The 17989-nt window shown below is 41.6% G+C and carries 9 protein-coding genes; all 9 read right to left on the reverse strand.

Annotated features, from left to right (window positions below; all coding sequences use genetic code 11):
- Positions 1 to 418: 418 nt before the first annotated feature.
- The 9 genes from GRFL_RS01385 to GRFL_RS01425 all read right to left on the reverse strand — a co-directional run bounded on the left by GRFL_RS01385 (position 419) and on the right by GRFL_RS01425 (position 17987).
- Complete coding sequence (locus tag GRFL_RS01385; protein WP_158091624.1) at positions 419 to 2686, reverse strand: discoidin domain-containing protein; 2268 nt, start codon at positions 2684 to 2686, stop codon at positions 419 to 421.
- Between the two features lie 92 nt (positions 2687 to 2778).
- Positions 2779 to 4575, reverse strand: a complete 1797-nt coding sequence (locus tag GRFL_RS01390) for a RagB/SusD family nutrient uptake outer membrane protein (RefSeq protein ID WP_083642810.1) — start codon at positions 4573 to 4575, stop codon at positions 2779 to 2781.
- Between the two features lie 53 nt (positions 4576 to 4628).
- Positions 4629 to 7694, reverse strand: a complete 3066-nt coding sequence (locus GRFL_RS01395; protein WP_236995856.1) for a SusC/RagA family TonB-linked outer membrane protein — start codon at positions 7692 to 7694, stop codon at positions 4629 to 4631.
- A 489-nt stretch (positions 7695 to 8183) separates the two neighbouring features.
- Positions 8184 to 8990, reverse strand: a complete 807-nt coding sequence (locus GRFL_RS01400; RefSeq protein WP_083642814.1) for a discoidin domain-containing protein — start codon at positions 8988 to 8990, stop codon at positions 8184 to 8186.
- 7 nt (positions 8991 to 8997) lie between these two features.
- A complete protein-coding gene (locus tag GRFL_RS01405) occupies positions 8998 to 10617 on the reverse strand; it encodes a RagB/SusD family nutrient uptake outer membrane protein (RefSeq protein ID WP_083642815.1) in 1620 nt (539 codons plus the stop codon).
- Between the two features lie 13 nt (positions 10618 to 10630).
- Positions 10631 to 13705: a SusC/RagA family TonB-linked outer membrane protein gene (locus GRFL_RS01410; RefSeq protein ID WP_083642817.1), complete on the reverse strand. Its 3075-nt coding sequence runs from the start codon at positions 13703 to 13705 to the stop codon at positions 10631 to 10633.
- A gap of 296 nt (positions 13706 to 14001) precedes the next feature.
- The gene (locus GRFL_RS01415; RefSeq protein WP_083642819.1) at positions 14002 to 14817 is read right to left on the reverse strand and encodes an alpha/beta hydrolase; all 816 of its coding nucleotides are present in this window, start codon (positions 14815 to 14817) and stop codon (positions 14002 to 14004) included.
- Positions 14817 to 15863, reverse strand: coding sequence for a LacI family DNA-binding transcriptional regulator (locus tag GRFL_RS01420; protein WP_083642820.1), 1047 nt, complete (start codon positions 15861 to 15863; stop codon positions 14817 to 14819). Before GRFL_RS01420 ends, GRFL_RS01415 begins: the two co-directional genes overlap by 1 nt.
- 69 nt (positions 15864 to 15932) lie before the next feature.
- Entirely contained in the window at positions 15933 to 17987 is a 2055-nt protein-coding gene (locus GRFL_RS01425; protein WP_083642822.1) for a glycoside hydrolase domain-containing protein, read from the reverse strand.
- Between the last annotated feature and the right edge of the window lie 2 nt (positions 17988 to 17989).

A 17989-nucleotide genomic window follows, 5' to 3' on the forward strand; every position in this document is an offset into this window, starting at 1 on the left:
AGGTCTTTCATACCTCCTGTTAAAAATGGTTTTCCAGCTTTACGGAAGTTCATTGGCTCCACTAAATTCTGAAAAATGATATTTAAATATTTCCCTGAAAGAGGTATATCTTCAGAATTGTAAAAAGCAAACGGAGTTCTTTCTTCAGACCTGGAAAAATGAGAAATTAAAGGATTGGAGTAATTACTGCATAGCCACCAAATAATCGGGACCACCGGGAAGGGAAATATGTGTTTTTTTGCTTGGATCATTCATTAAAATCAGTCATCGCTGAACTGAAGTCAGCTAATTTAAATAAATCGATTTAGTTATCATAAAGATTTCTTAAAAATAAGTCTGGCTCTCTGAAAATGACCGGGGCCCGAAAGCCCCGGAAATTTCAAAAAAACTACAAACTATAAACTAAACTAAATCCTTCTTATATCTTCAACAACCTCCATTCACTTACCTGGGTTCCATCACTTCCGTTATTTGCCGTCATGGTAATCCTGTAATAGGTATAGGCTGTGGTGTTATTTATCTCAAACTGGCGAGTTTCATTTCTTCCGCTCCAGGTCTCCCCGGTTCGAGTATCCAACACATCCCAATTGCTTCCGTCGTTAGAACCGGCAAATTCCCAGTCTTTTAGGTCGCGATCTGGCGCATCGTTACCAGAAGTTATAGTATAGGCATTGACTACCTGGGCCTGCGGAAGTTCTTGTTGCATCCAGAGATCACTGGAGAACCCGGTGAGAAACTTAGTATAGATATCTCCATCGACCAGTTTCAAGGAGCCTTCACCAGCATCTGCACCTCCAGCGTTATCATGATTTACCGTAAGAGTAGCAGCATCGGTAAAATCCTGAGGACCAACCGAACCTACCTGTCCATAAAGTCTCCATTCACTAATCTGGATAACATTACTACCATTGTTAGAGGTAACTGATAATCTATAGTATTCATAAGTCGTGCTGTTGTTTACGCCGAATTCCCGTGTTAAATTTCGGCCGTCAAAACTTTGATCGTTTCGTGTATCCAGAACATCCCAGGTTACCCCATCATTGGAACCAGAAAATTCCCAGTTCACAGGATCACGATCTGGAGCATCGTTTCCGGAGGTAATCGCATATTTACTTACCACTGCAGGCTCTGAAAGTTGTTGCTGCATAAAGAAATCTGTATCATATTCTGCCAGAAACTTGGTATAAATATCATTATCTATCAGTTTACTGGAACCTTCACCTGCATCTGCCCCGTCGTTATTCTCCCTGCTCACGGTTAAAGTAGCATTGGTGGTGACATCAGCGGGCTGGGATGAATCTATTAGCTGTAGACTCAATAGTCGCCACTCACTTATTTGCAACAGGTTGCTTCCGTAGTTTTCCGTGATATACAGCCGGTAATATTTATAAGCTTTATCATTCTCTACGGTGAATTCCCGGGTCTGATTTCGATCTGGGAAAGATTCCTCCGTTCTGGTATCAAGCACCTCCCAGTTTTCCCCATCGTTAGAGGCTCTTAACTCCCATGATTTTGGATCACGATCTGGAGCGTCATTTCCAGAGGTTAGTGTATAACGGTTCACCACCTGTTCCTGAGCAAATTCCTGTTCCATCCAGAAGTTGAGATCACTGCTGAAATCACTGATTAAGAATTTGGAATTGATGTCATTATCAATCACTTTTAAAGAGCCCTCTCCTGCCTGCGCACCGCCATTGTTATCTTTACTAACGTGAAGTGTAGCGTTCAATGTAAGGTCTACCAGCTTGGAAGTTGGCTCGAAAGGATAATTTACATTCGGAAAATCTGTTCTTGCCTGAAGCAATTCTGTTTGCCATTCGTCTGTCCACTCGCCAAAAGCTTCTTCCGCAAAAGGCTGTATATCTTCTCCTACCGCTCCACTAAAGAAATGAACAAATTCACCAAACGTAAGATCCCGCGCATATTCACTACCGTTCTTACTGAAATTCATAGAGAGCGACTGAAAGAAATTGTTCAAAGTGATCACTCCTTCATAATTCTCATAAATTGGCAAAAACCAGTCTCTGAACCAGAAACTGTCTGCGGTAGGATAGTCTGAACTGGTTTCCAGTGCGCGCGACATTATTCGTTGTGCCTCGTCTTCCATTCCCAGGTTGCTATATACGTCATAGAGAAAAATGTCTGCAAAATTGTCTTTCCATACTGCCGAAGCCGGAGAATTTGCGGTGTTAAAAGCTGAATTTTGTACGATTTCACTAACAAGTGTCAGGATCAAATCCATTTCCTCGCTGTTCATCTCTTCTCCACTTAGACTAAGATCTATGAGGCTGTTATTCATAGAAGAATCATCAAAAATGGTTGTGTAATAAGGTTCTACCTGATCACTATGGAAAATGGTCCAGAGGCGCTTATCATTATCAAAACCTCCATAATTATTCTGTATATATTCCCATACATCACCACTGAATTGTCGCACCCAAACGATATCGCGATTTACATCCTCGTCGAAAAAAACGGCCACATCATTATCAAAATATTCCCTGTAAATGGTATCGGAATGTCCATTCCAGGATTCCTGCATCACCCGTGCAGGGGCATCATCGGGATCATTGTTAATCACCGCGTCTGGCAGGCCATCTATAAAAGAACTTTCATCTTTTGTGCAGGAAAAGACAATAAGTGCCGAAAGAATGGCGAAGCCTATTTTTAGAGTATTTTTTTTCATAATCTGCTTTTTAAAGATTTCTGAGGTTAGCCCCAAGACCCTTCTTCCATCAAAAAGAAGGGTTTCAGGAAGCCTAACTCCAATCAACATTTTTACCATCCGGGATTTTGAATCAGCTTGGAATTACTGTTTATCTCATCCTGCGGAATTGGCCACAAGTAATGTTTCTCTTCAAACACCCTATTTTCAAAGACCACTACATTGTAGAAATCTTCTTCATTTCGGGCATTGATATCAAGACCATGGAATGGACCCGAGAAATCGTCTTCCGCGGTTTTCCACCTTCTTGCATCAAAATATCGAACGCTTTCAAAGGCTAATTCTACGCGGCGTTCTTTACGTATTGCGTCGCGCATGGCTTCCTGAGATCCAGGTGCCGCAAGGCTTTCTGAACCATATTCAGGAATTCCTGCACGTTCGCGTATCAAATTCAAATATTTCAGGATATCAGCATTGCCAGGATCATATTCATTCAATGCTTCGGCATAATCCAGATAAATCTCTCCCAGGCGCATCATTGGTACTGTTCGGTTGGAATTTCTCCAGTCGCCAATTGGGACGTTTTTTCTAACAATATAGCCTGTTGGAGGGTAATCATTGGTCCCCGCCTGGCGACCAGAATTTCCTGCATACCAGGTAGTGGTAATGATATTCCCAAAATTTCTATTCAGCCAAAGACTTCTGTTATAAGTCACCCCAACATAAAAACGAGGTTCCCTGTTGATCCACTGGTTGTAAGTGGAGCGTTGTTCAAAATCAAATGGCGCCTGAAAATCTGAAAAACCTTCTGTTTGGTAACCAGAATCCGGATCATCTATAGATCTTCCGTTAGCCATAAAGTAAGCATCCACCATTTCCTGTGTCATGCTTAAACCTCCTGCTCCACGAACCTCGGTTGGATAACCAAGGTGATAAGGAGTACAATCGTAATGATAAGCAATTCCGCCACGAGGCCGAGCATAAATCATTTCCTGGTTCCAGTCATTAATCATCACATTACGGCAGGACAAATACGCATTATAAGTACCATCTGCATTATATTCTTTGTAAAGTTTATAGGTTCCCGGAACGAATTCGTCTATAAAAGCTTTGGCAGCGTTCGCGGCTGACTGCCATTTATTGACATCATAAGATTGCGGTGCCAGTGGCTGCCCTTCAGAATTCTGTAATTCAGCCAGTGTGGGGTTACCGTTAAAGAGGGGGCTTGCCGCGAATAAAAGAGTTTTTTCCTTGATGGCAAGCGCGAATGGCCTGCTCATTCTACCTGCATTTGGCCCTGTAAATGGTATCCCATCCAACTCATCTGCTCCTTTATCTAATTCTGAAACGATATAATTCACCACATCAGTAATATTGTTTCTTTCTAAATCCAGGGCTTCATTACCTGCATCTGGTGGAATGGGATTCTCTCCCATCAAAATCACCGGCCCATAAAGCCTTAACAGATTATAATAAAAATAAGCCCTTAAAACTCGCGCTTCGGCGATGTATTGATTGGTAATATCCTCACTACAATCGGTACATTGATCAATATTATTCATAAAGGTGGTGGAAGCACGGATCGCCCTATAGAAATTAGACCAAAGACTGCTTACGTGCCCCGTAGTAGGATCCCAATCCCCCACGTTAAAGTAATTTCCAAGGTGGAAGGACCACACATATTCAGCATTATCTGAAGCACCGATCCAGGGCCCCGAGTTACTGGCTGTATAACGCTGGTCCAGTTCACTTGGAATCTGGTCGTAGATACTGGCAAGATAGCGTTCTACCGTGTTCCGACTCTCGAAGGTCTCATCAAAGGTCAAACGGTCGTCTGGCACCTGATCGAGAAAATCGTCATTACAGGAAAAGAGCATGATCCCTGTAAGTATTATTAATATTCTTTTCATCTTATTCAAAATTTTGTGTTTATCGATTTATCGTACAATTGAGATCGGACGGATTAAAAGTTGATCGTTGTTCCAAGGGAAACTGCAGAAATATTCGGGTATTGTCCACCGTTGCTTGCCAGCGATAATTCCGGATCCCATAAATCGAAGCTAGAGATCGTCAAAAGGTTCGTTCCACGTGCATAAAATCTCACGTTTTCCAGCTTCCATTGTTCCACCAGTTTATCTGGAAGATTATAGCCAATTTCAGCTGTTTTTAATCTGAGGAAATCGATATCTCGTTGCCACCAGGTACTGGTTTGTGTGTTGTTGTTTTGTCCTATTCCGGAATCTCCATACGACAAACGTGGATACATTGCGTAAGGATTATCATTTTCCGGCGTCCAGCGATCTACCGCAACGGTATACAAGTTACCGGCACCTCCACCACCATCAAACGGATGAATACTCGAACCGCCCATCATAAAATCAGCAAAAGCCTGTCCCTGAAAAAATACGCTGGCATCAAAACCGGCATAATCAGCAGTTAGCCCAAAACCATAGGTTAAGGCCGGAACATCTCCCTGGCCAATCCTCTGGCGGTCATACGCGTCAATTTTTCCGTCACCATTTAAATCAGCATACTTGACATCCCCAGGCATGATCTGGCCAAACTGTGAAGGAATTCCGTCGCCGTCAGCCGGTGTGATGAAACCATCACCGTTGGTATCGTCTTCTAATGTATACAGTCTTTCAGCAACATAGCCAAAACGGGCCAGTAAAGGCTGTCCTCGCTGTTCCATCCATGGGTAAGGCTGGATAGGTTCCCCGTTTTCGATCACTTTATTCCTGTTATAGGAAAAGGTTCCACGAAAGCCGATTCCAAAATCATTGAAACGTTTGTTATAGTTTACTGATCCATCAAAACCTTTATTTTCGATCACCCCAAGGTTTCCGAAAGGATCGTCATATAAACCTACATAGTTCGGTAAATTTCGTTTTCTAAGAAAAGCGCCTTCAGTTCGCTCTTTGAACAGGTCAAAGATGATGCGCAGGCTGCTGTCAAATGCATTTAACTCGATCCCGATGTCCTGTTTACGAGCTTCAGACCATGTGACATCTACTCCGTAATAGGTCTCGCGGATACCATCGATAAACTGGACACTTTCCCCAAAATCAAATCCCCAATCTCTGTTCTGCTCTACACGATTTAAGTAGGCAAACCTGCCAGCGCCAGATTCGGCTCCCACCAATCCGTCAGAATATCTAATTTTTAAATAATCTATAGTATTCAATACCGGTTTGAAGAAATCTTCATTAGAGACCACCCAACCAACTGCTACTGAAGGGAAGAATCCATACCGGTTTTTTGGCGCAAAGTTCTCAGAACCATTATAACCTCCGTTCACTTCCAGGAAATATTTATCATCATATCCATAGGTGGCGCGAGCGGCAACACCCTGGTTTCGGAATGGAATGGCATCAGTGAAATTGTCCGCAAAGGCATTAATGCGATCCTGCCTATTGAAGAGCAGCAAACCTCCTACAGCATGTTTTCCAAAAGTACGATCGTAATTGAACGAGGTTTCCAGATAGGTTTTGCGTTCTCCACCGTTGTCCCGACTATACCCCAGGAAATCATTCCCGGTATAGGTGAGATTCAGGATTAATTCGCCGTCCCGGGTATATGGATTGTTCTGATCAACGAAATAAGTATTTTCTCTTTTTCCGCGATTGATATTCTGTTCGTTATATGCATCGAAAGCATACATCGCTGTCCAGGAAAGACCTTCGGTTAAAAAACTTAATTCCTGCGTAAGTCGCAAGTTGGAATTGATCTGGTTCTGGATTTCGGTTCGGTAACCTCGCAAGGCTACTTCTGCATAGGGATTTCGAAGGCCGCCATTAGCACTTTTTCCAGGTACAAAACCACCCGGATAAATCTTAGGATATTCCACCGGGGAGACTTCCATGGCCGATCCAAAAATACCACCCACACCTTCCTGAGGATAGATCCCTTCGGAAAGATACCCGCGAACTCCTAACTGGATATTCGTGGTCCTGGTGATATCTACGGTGAGATTAGAGGTGAAATTATACCTTTTAAAGCGAGTGGTGGAATCGTAATTCTCCAACCCATCGGTTACAAACAAACCGGTTTCATCATAATAGCCCAGCGAAACATAGTATCGAGAGTCCTGAGACCCTCCGTTCACGTTTACAGTAGCTTTACGATTACGGCCATAATCATTGAAAACCTCATCCATCCAGTCAACATTAGGATACAATAATGGATCATACCCACTGGCTGTTCTTTGAATATATTCTTCATCAAATTTTGGTTCCTGACCACGGGTGGTCAGTGCTTCATTAGCCAGCCTCATGTAAGTCACACCATCAACTAGATCTGGCACCCGGGTAAACTGGGTGATACCTTCAAAATAATCTACCATTACTTTTGGTTTCCCGATCTTTCCTTTCTTGGTTTCGATAAGAATCACCCCGTTAGCCCCACGAATACCATATACGGCTGTGGCAGATGCGTCTTTTAAAATTGTAAAAGATTCGATGTCGATTGGGTTGATATCATTTAAGGAGCGCTGCACTCCATCTACCAGAATCAAGGGGCCAGAATTAGCAAATGTCCCAATACCCCTGATCCAAATATCAGCGGCATCTTTCCCTGGCAAGCCTGAACGTTGCACTCCGGTAAGACCAGAAACCCGGCCGGCAAGCATGGTCCCGATATTCGCTACCGGCTGTTCCAGCTCTTCAGCTTCTATGGTTGACTGCGCCCCGACCACGCTAATCTTTTTCTGTCTACCATAACCTACCAGTACCACTTCATCGAGGGACTCCAGGTCATTTTCCAGTTGTACATTGAGCACGGTTTGAGATCCAACAGCCTGCTCCTGTGATTTCATACCAATGTAAGAGTATACCAGCACCGCATTCTGTGACTGCACCTGGATGGTATATTCTCCATCAAAATTGGTTTGCACACCATTTGTGGTGTTCTTTTCCATAACAGATACGCCCGGAAGGGGAATCCCCTTACCATCTGTGACCGTACCGGTAATGGTAATTGACTGAGGGTCTTGCTGAAAGCTAGTAGCGAAAACGTTTTCACTACATGTCATAAAAAAAAGGAATACGGGCAGCATCAGCTGCAGGCATCCTTTTGTAATTGACACTGCTTTCCCCCTAAGAATTTGTAAAGCAAGATTCAAAAAGTTGAAGTGTTTCATTAATGTTAATTTTTTGGTTACGTTAACATCGTATTAATAGTTAGCTCAATATACTAAAACGATTTAGTAAAGCAAATAATTTTACATTCTTTTTTCAGAACCCTTAAAATTGCGGTGCATAAATAGAGAAAAACTTAATTTTATACACTTAAAACCCCAGTGTTTTCAATATTTTATGAAAAATTACAGAACTGAAAAATTGAAAAGAAAAACATGATTACTAACTATTTTTCTGCTCAAGAAAATGTTAAAATTTATGGCCGATGATTGAAAAAGCATCGAATTCTATAAAATCGATTTAGTAAATAGTTAAGAATCATCTAAAAGCAAACGGGCTGCAGAAGAATTTCTACAGCCCGTCCAAACAAACTATCAAATTAACTATTCGGGAAAAACATAGACGCTCCATTCACTCATCTGGAACAAACTGGAACCGTTATTACTGGTCACATCCAGCCTATAATATTTATACTCTGTGGTATTTGAAAAGTAAAACTCTCGTGTTTGATTACGCCCACTAAAAGTCTCGCCGTTTCTTTCATCCAGCAATTCCCAGTTTTCACCATCATTTGAAGCCAGGATTTGCCAATCTCTTGGATCTCGTCCCGGTGCATCATTTCCTGACGTGAGCCTGTAAACATTGATCACAGGAGCTTCTTCAAATTCCAGGGTCATCCAGAAAGGCTGTTTGTATTCTGAAAGATATTTAGAGTTTAGGTCACCATCTACTAGTTTTGGCGAACCTTCACCGGCATTAGGACCTCCTCCATTCTCCTGGCTTACACTTAAAGTTCCTTTACTTGTTACATCAATTGGTTCTGAAGAAATTACTTTCAGTTTCGCCTCTGCGCTCAAAGCATCACCATCCTGGGAAACAATCCTCAAAATAGTCTCTCCTGCCTGTTTCGCGGTAATTGTAACCGAATTATCCTCGTTCATCACCACATCTGCAACACTGGGATCGTCTATCTCCCATGCATAATCCCGGGTAGGGAAAATGTTGGGTTCATAAGTTGGTTCAATATCGGTAGTTTCACCAGATACCAATAAGATATCTGTCTTTTCGATTAACACCCCGTTCTCGACCAGATCAGGGAAATCTCTTCTTCCTTCACAAGCAGTAAGCGCTAATGCTACCACTGCAAGAAATACTGTCTTTAAAGTCAAAATTCTTTTAAAATTCATCATCTTATTTTTAGTATCCGGGGTTTTGTACGAGGTTCGGGTTGGTATTCACCTGCCTGTATGGAATTGGGAACAGCTTCGTGTAATCTGCACCATCAGGATTTTTATCCCACCAGGTACCGGTAGTAAATTCTCCAAATCTAATCAGGTCCGTTCTTCTTTTTCCTTCAAATATGAATTCACGACCTCTTTCAGCCAGGAGTTCCTCCAGGGTAAGTGTCGATGTGGCATACTGCTCACTGGCCCAGTCATCTGCGCTGAAATACCTGCTTCGACTGTCATTAATAAGGTCTACCGCCTCTTGAGTGGCACTACCTCCATTCTTTCTCATCAAGGCTTCCGCTTTATTGAAATACATTTCAGTTAAGCGGTAGATCACGAAATCATTTTCCAGGTAATTTGGATCATCTTGTGTTCCGGAACGGTATTTATTGAATCGTGCGCCGGAATTCTCTTCTCCATCAGTCATGCTTCCTTCCCCGGTTTGTCCTTCAGTATTTCTACGGATGTTATTTACGTATACAAATGGCTGACCGTTGTATTCTTCAGATCCAAGGATGGGCTCATCTGTTCCGTATTTGTACTGCGGGCCAAATAAAAACCATTCCTGTTTACGAATATCATTTTCCTGGTAAGCATCAAAAGCTGTAGGGATTACAACAAAAGCATTCCAGCCTGAATAATTCACGTCCAGAGCCTTAGTCATATTACTGAAGCCCATGTAGAAAGCCGCCCAGTTATAACCAAATCCATTATTCCTACTGAAAGGAAACTGGAAAATATTCTCAGGAGAATTTTCATTGGTATTGTTGAACGGACCAAGCGGGTCTGGATCTAACTGCATGTTCCCGGTAAGTGAACCGCCTTCACCGTTTATCACTTTATCGGCATACTTGATACAATCATCCCAGCGTTCCTGGCCAGACCATACTTGTGCATTCAGGTATAATTCTGAAAGCATGGAATACCCAACTGCTCGGGAAACCCTTCCTAATAATTGTGGTGACAACGGCTGAAGTTTTTCTACATTTTCGAGCAATTCAGCTTCCACAAAATTGAATACGGCTTCCCTGCTCTGTGTTTCCGGATTCTCAGGAATACCAACCTGTGTAACGATTGGGACATTCCCCCAAAGATCCATGATCTTCATATAATGGTAAGCTCTCAGAACTTTTGATTCTGCAATTAGAGATTCCAGTTCTTCCTGGGTGACATTCGCCTGGGCCGGATCTACCTGTTCAATATCTTCGATTGCTGAATTTACATAACCTACACCGGTCCACATTAAAGACCAGGCATTCTGGATTCGCCCTTCCTGTGGCGTATAGGTGTGATAGTGCATCCTGATATGATCTCCATTGTCATACCCGTGTCTTCCCTTCTGAGGCCAGGCAACCTGATCTGCTGAAAGTTCGTTCATATAATAATACCCGTTTTGCCCGGTAAATGCAAGCCAGGCCTGCATATGGGTAAAAGGTCTGAGCGTAGCCTGAATGATTTCTAATTTATTGTTATAGAAATTCGATTTGGACAGCTCGGAATACGTGGTTTCTTCTAGATCGGTACAACCTATGGTTCCCAAAATGAGAAGAAAACTAGCGATTATTTTGATACTGCTATATCTTTTCATCCTTTTCATTTTTTTATTTAAAAATCACATTCACTCCCGCAGAAAGCGTTGTTGTTCTCGGGTAAAAATTTCTGTCGTCTATACCCGGATATAAACCGGTATCCTGTACCTCTGGATCACGTCCTGTATAACCGGTAAAAGTCGCTACATTTCGTGCACTGGTATACACCCTGATATTTTTGAAATTGCTATCATCTGGCAGGTTGAAATTGTAACCTAAAGTGATGTTATCCAGTTTGACAAAATCACCACTTTCCAAATAATAATCTGAATATTGCGGAGCAGACTGTATCTGGCTGTATTGAGTAACCGCAGAATTCAGAACATTACCCGGCAACAAAGATTGGTTCCCGTAGAACAGGTCTACCGTATTCAGAATATCATAATCAAACTTTCCTCTGAAGAATACAGTAAGGTCAAAATTCTTGTATTTGAAGGTGTTGGTTAGCGATGCATTGAACTTAGGCACTCCATTTCCAAGAATGGCCTTATCTTCTTCAGTAGTTTCGCTCACTGTTCCTACAGAACCATCAGCACGGTAGAACAACCATTCTCCATCCTGGGTGAAGCCTGCAAAACGCTTTCCGTAGAAGTCACCAATTGGCCCACCTTCCGTATTTCTAATGGCATCTCCAAGGTTACCAGGGTTCCCGATGTTACCTCCGTATAGTTCACTGGCGATATATACATCATTGGAAAGAGTTTCCAGTTTATTCTTCTGATAGTTACCTGTAAAGGTTACATCCCATGAAAAATCTGAAGTATTCACTACAGAACCGCTTAGGGCAAGTTCCACACCGCTGTTCTTAATGGTTCCAACATTGGTGTAAATACTGCTCTGGATGTATGGTGGTTGTGGCACGGTATAACCTAGCAACAAGTCTTCTGTTCTACGGCTGTACACATCGATCGTACCACTTAAGCGATCATCAAAAAATCCAAAATCCACCCCATAGTTCCATTCTTTCTTCTTTTCCCATCTCAGGTTCGGATTTGGGTTTTTATTGGCTCCATATGTTTGGTAAAAAGTAGGTTCGGTAGCACCATCTAGATAAATTGGATATTTCCCACCGGTTCCCAATGTCACGAGTGACTGATAATTTGGAATTCCCTGGTTACCGGTGATACCGTAACTAACGCGAAGTTTCAGATTGGAGATGAATTCAGTATCATCCATAAAATCTTCATCTGATATCAACCAGGCTCCGGAAGCTGCCGGGAAATTACCCCATTTGTTATTAACTCCAAATTTAGAGCTTCCTTCACGGCGAATAGATGCCATTAGGAAATACCTGTCTCTAAAGGAATAATTCAACCTGGAAAAGAAAGCTATCAAAGTGTTATCTTCTTTAAAACTGTAAAGATCTGGTCTCGGAAGATCAGTATCAGTGATCGCATTACCGGCTCCAAAGTTCCAGTCGAAAAACGCATCAGTAGTAAAACCACTATTATCCATCGAATAATTTTCAGTAGTTGAATACTGATAACTATAACCTCCAAGCAGGTCAAAATCATGCTCTCCGATCGTTTTTTCATAGGTGATCGTTGGTTCAAAAGTCTTGGTCTCATCAGTGTGATTTGACTTTTTAGCATAGGCTGTTCCCTGGTACTGGCTTCCTGGGTTATACTGGTTCCAGTCTTCGGTAGAGCGATAATAACGATCGTTCCAATAATTCTTCTGGTAGGAACCAAAAGCAGCAATTTGAAGCCCGTCGATGATCTCATAACTTAAACGAGCATTACCAGAGAAGGTTTGTTGTTTTCTCAGGTTAAACCTGTTGGCATATTCAGAAAACGGATTGTATCCATTCTGAGGCTGGTAAAAACCATATCTCCCTTCATTGTAAAGATCTGTTCCTTCTTCAACAGAATAAGGTGCGTAGATTGGTGCTGTTGGGTTCCAATCTGTCACTACTCCAAACTGGCCTCCTCCAAGAAGATCAGCATTGTTAAAATTGGTAGCCACGGTCGACTGGAAATTCAGCTTATCGTTTAAGGCTGACTGGTTGAAGTTCACTCGGAAACCATATTCTTCACGACTGTTGTGCAGCGCGATCCCGTCCAGGTTTCGATAATAAAGCGAGGCGCGGTAACTGTTGTTTTCCCCTCCACCGGAAGCCACGAAATTATGGTACTGGCTAAAATTATCTTTATTGGTAAGTTCCTCAAAAATATCAGTAGAATAGCCAAGATCATAGCTTTCCCCAATCAATCCCTGGTCTATCAAGCCTCTAAATTCTGAAGCACTCAGGAAATTTGGTCTTTTATTCACGTAATCTCTGGAGATATAAGAAGCGTATTCAAATTGGCTAACTCCTTTACTTCCCTGCTTGGTCGTAATAAGGATAACCCCGTTATTCCCACGAGTTCCATAGATTGCAGAAGCCGCTCCACCCTTTAAAACATCAAAAGATTCAATGTCGTTTTGCTGAAGCAGGTCTAAATTTCCTCCGGGAATCCCATCAATCACAATCAAAGGCTGAGTATTACCAGTAAGTGAAGTAACACCTCTTAACTGGATGGAAGCACTGCTATTCGGGTTATTTCCGCCTGGGCGGGTAATAGTAAGACCCGAAACCTTACCCTGGATTAGATCCAAAGGAGAAGTAACCACTCCGCGGTTGAACTCCTCTTCAGATACTTTGGAAATTGCCGTAGTGATCGACCGTCTGGTCTGACTACCATAACCTACCAGGACCACTTCATCTAAGGACTGCGGATTATTTTCCATCTGAACACTCACGGTTCCCGAAGAACCGGCTGTTCTTTTAATGGTTTTCATTCCAACGAAAGAAAATACCAGTACCGCATCCTGTGATGAAATATCAAGGGAATAATTCCCGTCAAAATCGGTTTGCGTACCATTACTGGTACCTTCTTCCATAACGGTCACGCCGGGCAATGGAAGCCCGTCAGCATCGGTAACAGTACCGCTCACTTCAACGGCCGACTGAAATGCAAAGGCATTTGAGCCACTCCCAAGAAGAAAGCAACATAATAGGAAGATCTGCAAAAACCTCCCGGAACATTTTTTTAATTTACTCCTGAACTTCTCCGAAGCAACATCATAAGTTTTAGTTTTACTCATAAATGTTAATTTTTGGTTGTTTTAACATTGTTTTAATTCTAGAGCAATATACTAAATCGTTTTAGCAAAACAAGTAAGCGGAAAATATTTTTTATTAACCTCACAAATAAGTATTTAAATAAGTACTAATTCCGGAAAAAATAAATGCTTAGACAGCGTTATTACTAATAATTGTTGAATTTTTGAAGATATTGCAAGATTCAAAAAGTAACGCTTTAAGAACCTGTTTATCCATTAATAGTGAAGTATAGAAAATTGGGATTGTGTTAAAATTCTTCTAATTTCAGGAAAACGTTTTAGTTGGAAGAATGTTCTGAAACAAAATTCAGAAGCAACGGAAAAGCTGGTAACGTCATGTTATGTCCATAGCCATCCAATTCATAAATATCGATATCATTTTGCCCATTTACTTTCATCATTCGGTAGAAATAGGCATTTTCTTCATAACGCCCTAACATTTCTTTTTCCCGGTCACCTGTTATAAGCAAAATAGGCGGTGTGTCTTTTCTAACATAGTATATTGGCGCCCATCTGTCGATGAGGGGTTGTTCTCCTGGAATACCCATTTCCTGGCGAATGGTAAAGTGGGTGATGGTATGACCGCTAAAAGGCACCAAGCCAGCTACGTCATTGGCGTCCAGGTCATATTTTACAAGCAGGTCCTTGTCCATCACGCTCATCAGCGCCAGGTATCCACCTGCCGAATGACCCGAAACAAAAATCCTTTCAGGATCACCATGAAATTTTTCAATATTTCTAAAAACCCAGGCCACCGCTTCAGCGGCATCATACACACTTTCTGCCGCTTTGACTTTAGGCGATAAACGATAGCCCGCTCCAACCACGCAATAGCCTTTTCCCGTTAGTGCATCTGGTAATTCCTTGCTTCCCCCGGTAAGGCCACCTCCATGGAACCAAATGATGACCGGAACCTTGTTTTTATCTTCGGGAAAACTGATATCCACCAGTTTCATCTGGCGTTCGTAATCGCTTGGAACAGAATTTATAGAATCGTAATATGGTATATCCATGAGCCTTTGGTATTCCTGCGCGGAGAGTTGAAAGCAGTTCGCACAAAGAACAGCAACTACTAAGAATATCAGCTTTTTCATTATGAATGCATCAGTTTTTCTTCCTTTGGAAGAGAGGAATCACGAGGAATCAGCTTGGTATCCAGCACTACATGCCTGGTAGATTTTATACCTTTATCGGTCTGCAACATTTCCATCATGATTTTCATCAGCTCTTTACCGATCTTTTTCAGCGGTTGCGCTACTGCAGAAATCGATGGGGAATAAATCTTGAAAAGGTCATTATCATCAAAAGTAATGATACCCATTTCCTGTAATTTTCGAGGATGATCTTCTCTCAAAACTTCCAGCCCGATCTGCGTAAGATAGTTGGTCGAGAAAAACACAGCATCCAGGTCTGGATTCTTCTGCAGGAATTGTTGTATCTGTTTTTTCCCATTTTTAGAACCGGTTTCAGAATAAGGAATTTTTAAAACATAACTTTTAAGCTTGTTTTCTGTAATGGCATTGAGATAGCCATCCAGCCTTCCCTTCATCTGGATTTGATCTACATCAATGGTGATAAACCCTATATTACGGTATCCCCTGCTAAGTAAATGCTGCGTGCCATGATGGGTAGAATTTTCATTGTCTATCACCACATAATTGGTATCTAAATCATCAAAATACCGGTCAAAAAGTACTACTGGAATGTTGTTATTGATCAGCATTTGGATACTGTCTTTGATACCTGGAGAAGGAATGATTATAAACCCATCAACCTGCCGTTCGTAAAAAAGATTGATCAGTTCCCGAGAACGATCGTCATTGTTTTCATTGCTGCAAAAAAGCACTTTATAATCTTCTTTATAAGCTATGTCTTCAATGATCCTCGCAATCTTGGAAAAGAAATAGTTGCTTATATCTTCCACCATGAAAACGAGGATTTTTGTTTTACCGGTTCTCAAACTCTGAGCTACCAGATTTGGGCGGTAATTGATCTTCCTGGTATAATCCTGAATTTTTTTTATAACCTCATCGGAAATTTTCTTTTCTTTCCCCTTGCCATTCAGAACAAAAGAAACCGTGGTAACTGAAACATTGAGTTCTCTGGCGATATCTTTTAGCGAATGGCGTTTTTTGTTCATTATGGTTGTAATTAGTTAGTATTCTTTCAAAAATAACAAGATAAATTCAAATATTTTGGATTTCCTTCATTAGTCTGGCGTAAGAGCTGAATTTTCTATATCAGTTATAAATTGATCTTCAATGCCCCAGCTTTTATTTGGTCCTTCGGAAAGTTCTATTTCCAGGCTTCCACCTTCCACGATCTCACTGTGTTTCAGCCAGTTTCGGCCCAACTGTTTACCATTCAGCTTCACCGATTTTATATAAAACCAGTCTTTATGATAATTTGAAACCTGTACCATGAATCTTTTTCCATTTCCGTAGTCGATCTCGTATTTTTCAAAAATCGGTGCGGTTAGGTAATAAACCGGACTCCCTACATTCGCTGGAGACAAACCTAAACTTCTCATCACAAACCAGGAAGACATGGTTCCCGAATCATCATCCATTGTTCTAACATAAGCTTTTGGCTTATTCTGGTAAATTCTGCCAACATAAGGATCGATTCCTTTACTGTTATCATTGAAATATGTTTGAACCATTGTATCCAAAAGTATCTTCCTATACAACTCCTGTGATTTCCAGGGTTGAGAAGTAGCATTATACAATCCCGGAACCTGGAGATCAGGCTGATTCGCATGGTTATAATTGAAATCTGAAAAAAACTGGTCTAACTGCTTTGTAAATGATGCTTCGCCTCCCGCCAGCGCTTTGAGACCGGTAATATCAAATGGCACGAACCAGCGGTACTGCCAGATGGTTCCCTGGTAAAGTCCGCGCGCCTGCATACGGTCAACATCTCCTTTGCTCAGGTCAGCAAAATCCTTTTTCCAGTATTCCTGATATTTTTCTGCCTGCTCAAGATAATTTTTACTCAATTCCCTGTCACCCATTTCTTGTAGCAAACCAGCCATCGCCCATTTGTCGTAAGAAGTTTCCAGGGATTTATCTGGTGAATCATATTTTAGAGAAGAAGCTTCCTTCAGTAAACCCTCTTTGATCGATTTTACATCGATATCATATCCTTTTCGTAACGCATCCAGGATAACGACCATCGCATGTTCTGTACGAACGGTTGGGGAAGGCTCGTGTTGGGTTGCCCACTCCTGCTTTCCATACTTGTAAAGGTTGGCAATGGAGCTTGAAATATCCTGATAGGTCTCAGGGAAAAGCAAAGACAGCATTGGTAATTGTTCCCTGTAATTATCCCAGATCGCCCAGCCATTATAGATTTTATGATCGCTCTGTTGAAGTGATCCATCAATCGCGCGGTAAGTGCCATCACTTTCGGAAACCTGATAAGGCGCCTGTAAGCCCCGGTAAAGCAAGGAATAGAACAGCTCTTCTCTGTCGCTTTCTCCGGAAACTTTTACTCTACCCAGTACTTCATTCCAATTTTGTTCAGAAACACTTGAAAGATTTTTACTGGATTGCTGAATTCTTTTCTTTGCATATTCTGAATTGACCGAAGAAAAAGCGATTGGAATACTAACTTTAGTAGCATTTCCTTTCAATAGATATTGATGTTCCCCAGTCTTTTCAAGATCATAATTTTTCGGAATTTCAATGGCGAAATAAAGTCTGTAAACTCCGCGGCTGCATGTTGTTTCCGTATCAATCCAACCCTTTAGGAATCCGTTTTCTATAGAATGTTCCTCTTTCTTAAATCTTCCGGCAAGCGCATATGCAAGGTCAATATACACTCCATTTTCACCCTCCGGAAAGCGGAATTCATCTCTCCCCATATTTAAGGCTGAATAAAGCTGTGCTTCAATACCGTTTTCAAAAGTAACAGTATATTTTCCCGGTGATGCTATTTGTTTTTTCCTGATTAAAATTTCTTCAGAATTATCGCCAAGAAAAGGTTTTATCAGGATATTTCCTCCGCTACCGGTACAACCCACACCTTCAATTCTTGTATGCGTAAAACCCAGATACTGCCGGGCATAATATTCATAACCGGTATGCTGATGTGGATTGGTTTCCGGAGCAATATTCATCATACTAAAAGGAAAAGAAGCACCGGGAGACATTTGTCCGTGGTCTCCCGATGTTCCCAGAAACACATTAACCTTTTCTGTAATATTTTGAGACTGCACTGAAAACAGAATGCTGAAAAGCAGTAAACTGAGATATTTTTTCATTT

This window comes from Christiangramia flava JLT2011 (assembly GCF_001951155.1).
GTDB lineage: Bacteria > Bacteroidota > Bacteroidia > Flavobacteriales > Flavobacteriaceae > Christiangramia > Christiangramia flava.

Coding starts and splice junctions, on each gene's coding strand:
- GRFL_RS01390 (WP_083642810.1), bottom strand. CDS start 4,575: ATGAAAAGAATATTAATAATACTTACAGGGATCATGCTCTTTTCCTGT.
- GRFL_RS01410 (WP_083642817.1), bottom strand. CDS start 13,705: ATGAGTAAAACTAAAACTTATGATGTTGCTTCGGAGAAGTTCAGGAGT.
- GRFL_RS01405 (WP_083642815.1), bottom strand. CDS start 10,617: ATGAAAAGATATAGCAGTATCAAAATAATCGCTAGTTTTCTTCTCATT.
- GRFL_RS01385 (WP_158091624.1), bottom strand. CDS start 2,686: ATGAAAAAAAATACTCTAAAAATAGGCTTCGCCATTCTTTCGGCACTT.
- GRFL_RS01395 (WP_236995856.1), bottom strand. CDS start 7,694: ATGACATGTAGTGAAAACGTTTTCGCTACTAGCTTTCAGCAAGACCCT.
- GRFL_RS01400 (WP_083642814.1), bottom strand. CDS start 8,990: ATGATGAATTTTAAAAGAATTTTGACTTTAAAGACAGTATTTCTTGCA.
- GRFL_RS01415 (WP_083642819.1), bottom strand. CDS start 14,817: ATGAAAAAGCTGATATTCTTAGTAGTTGCTGTTCTTTGTGCGAACTGC.
- GRFL_RS01420 (WP_083642820.1), bottom strand. CDS start 15,863: ATGAACAAAAAACGCCATTCGCTAAAAGATATCGCCAGAGAACTCAAT.
- GRFL_RS01425 (WP_083642822.1), bottom strand. CDS start 17,987: ATGAAAAAATATCTCAGTTTACTGCTTTTCAGCATTCTGTTTTCAGTG.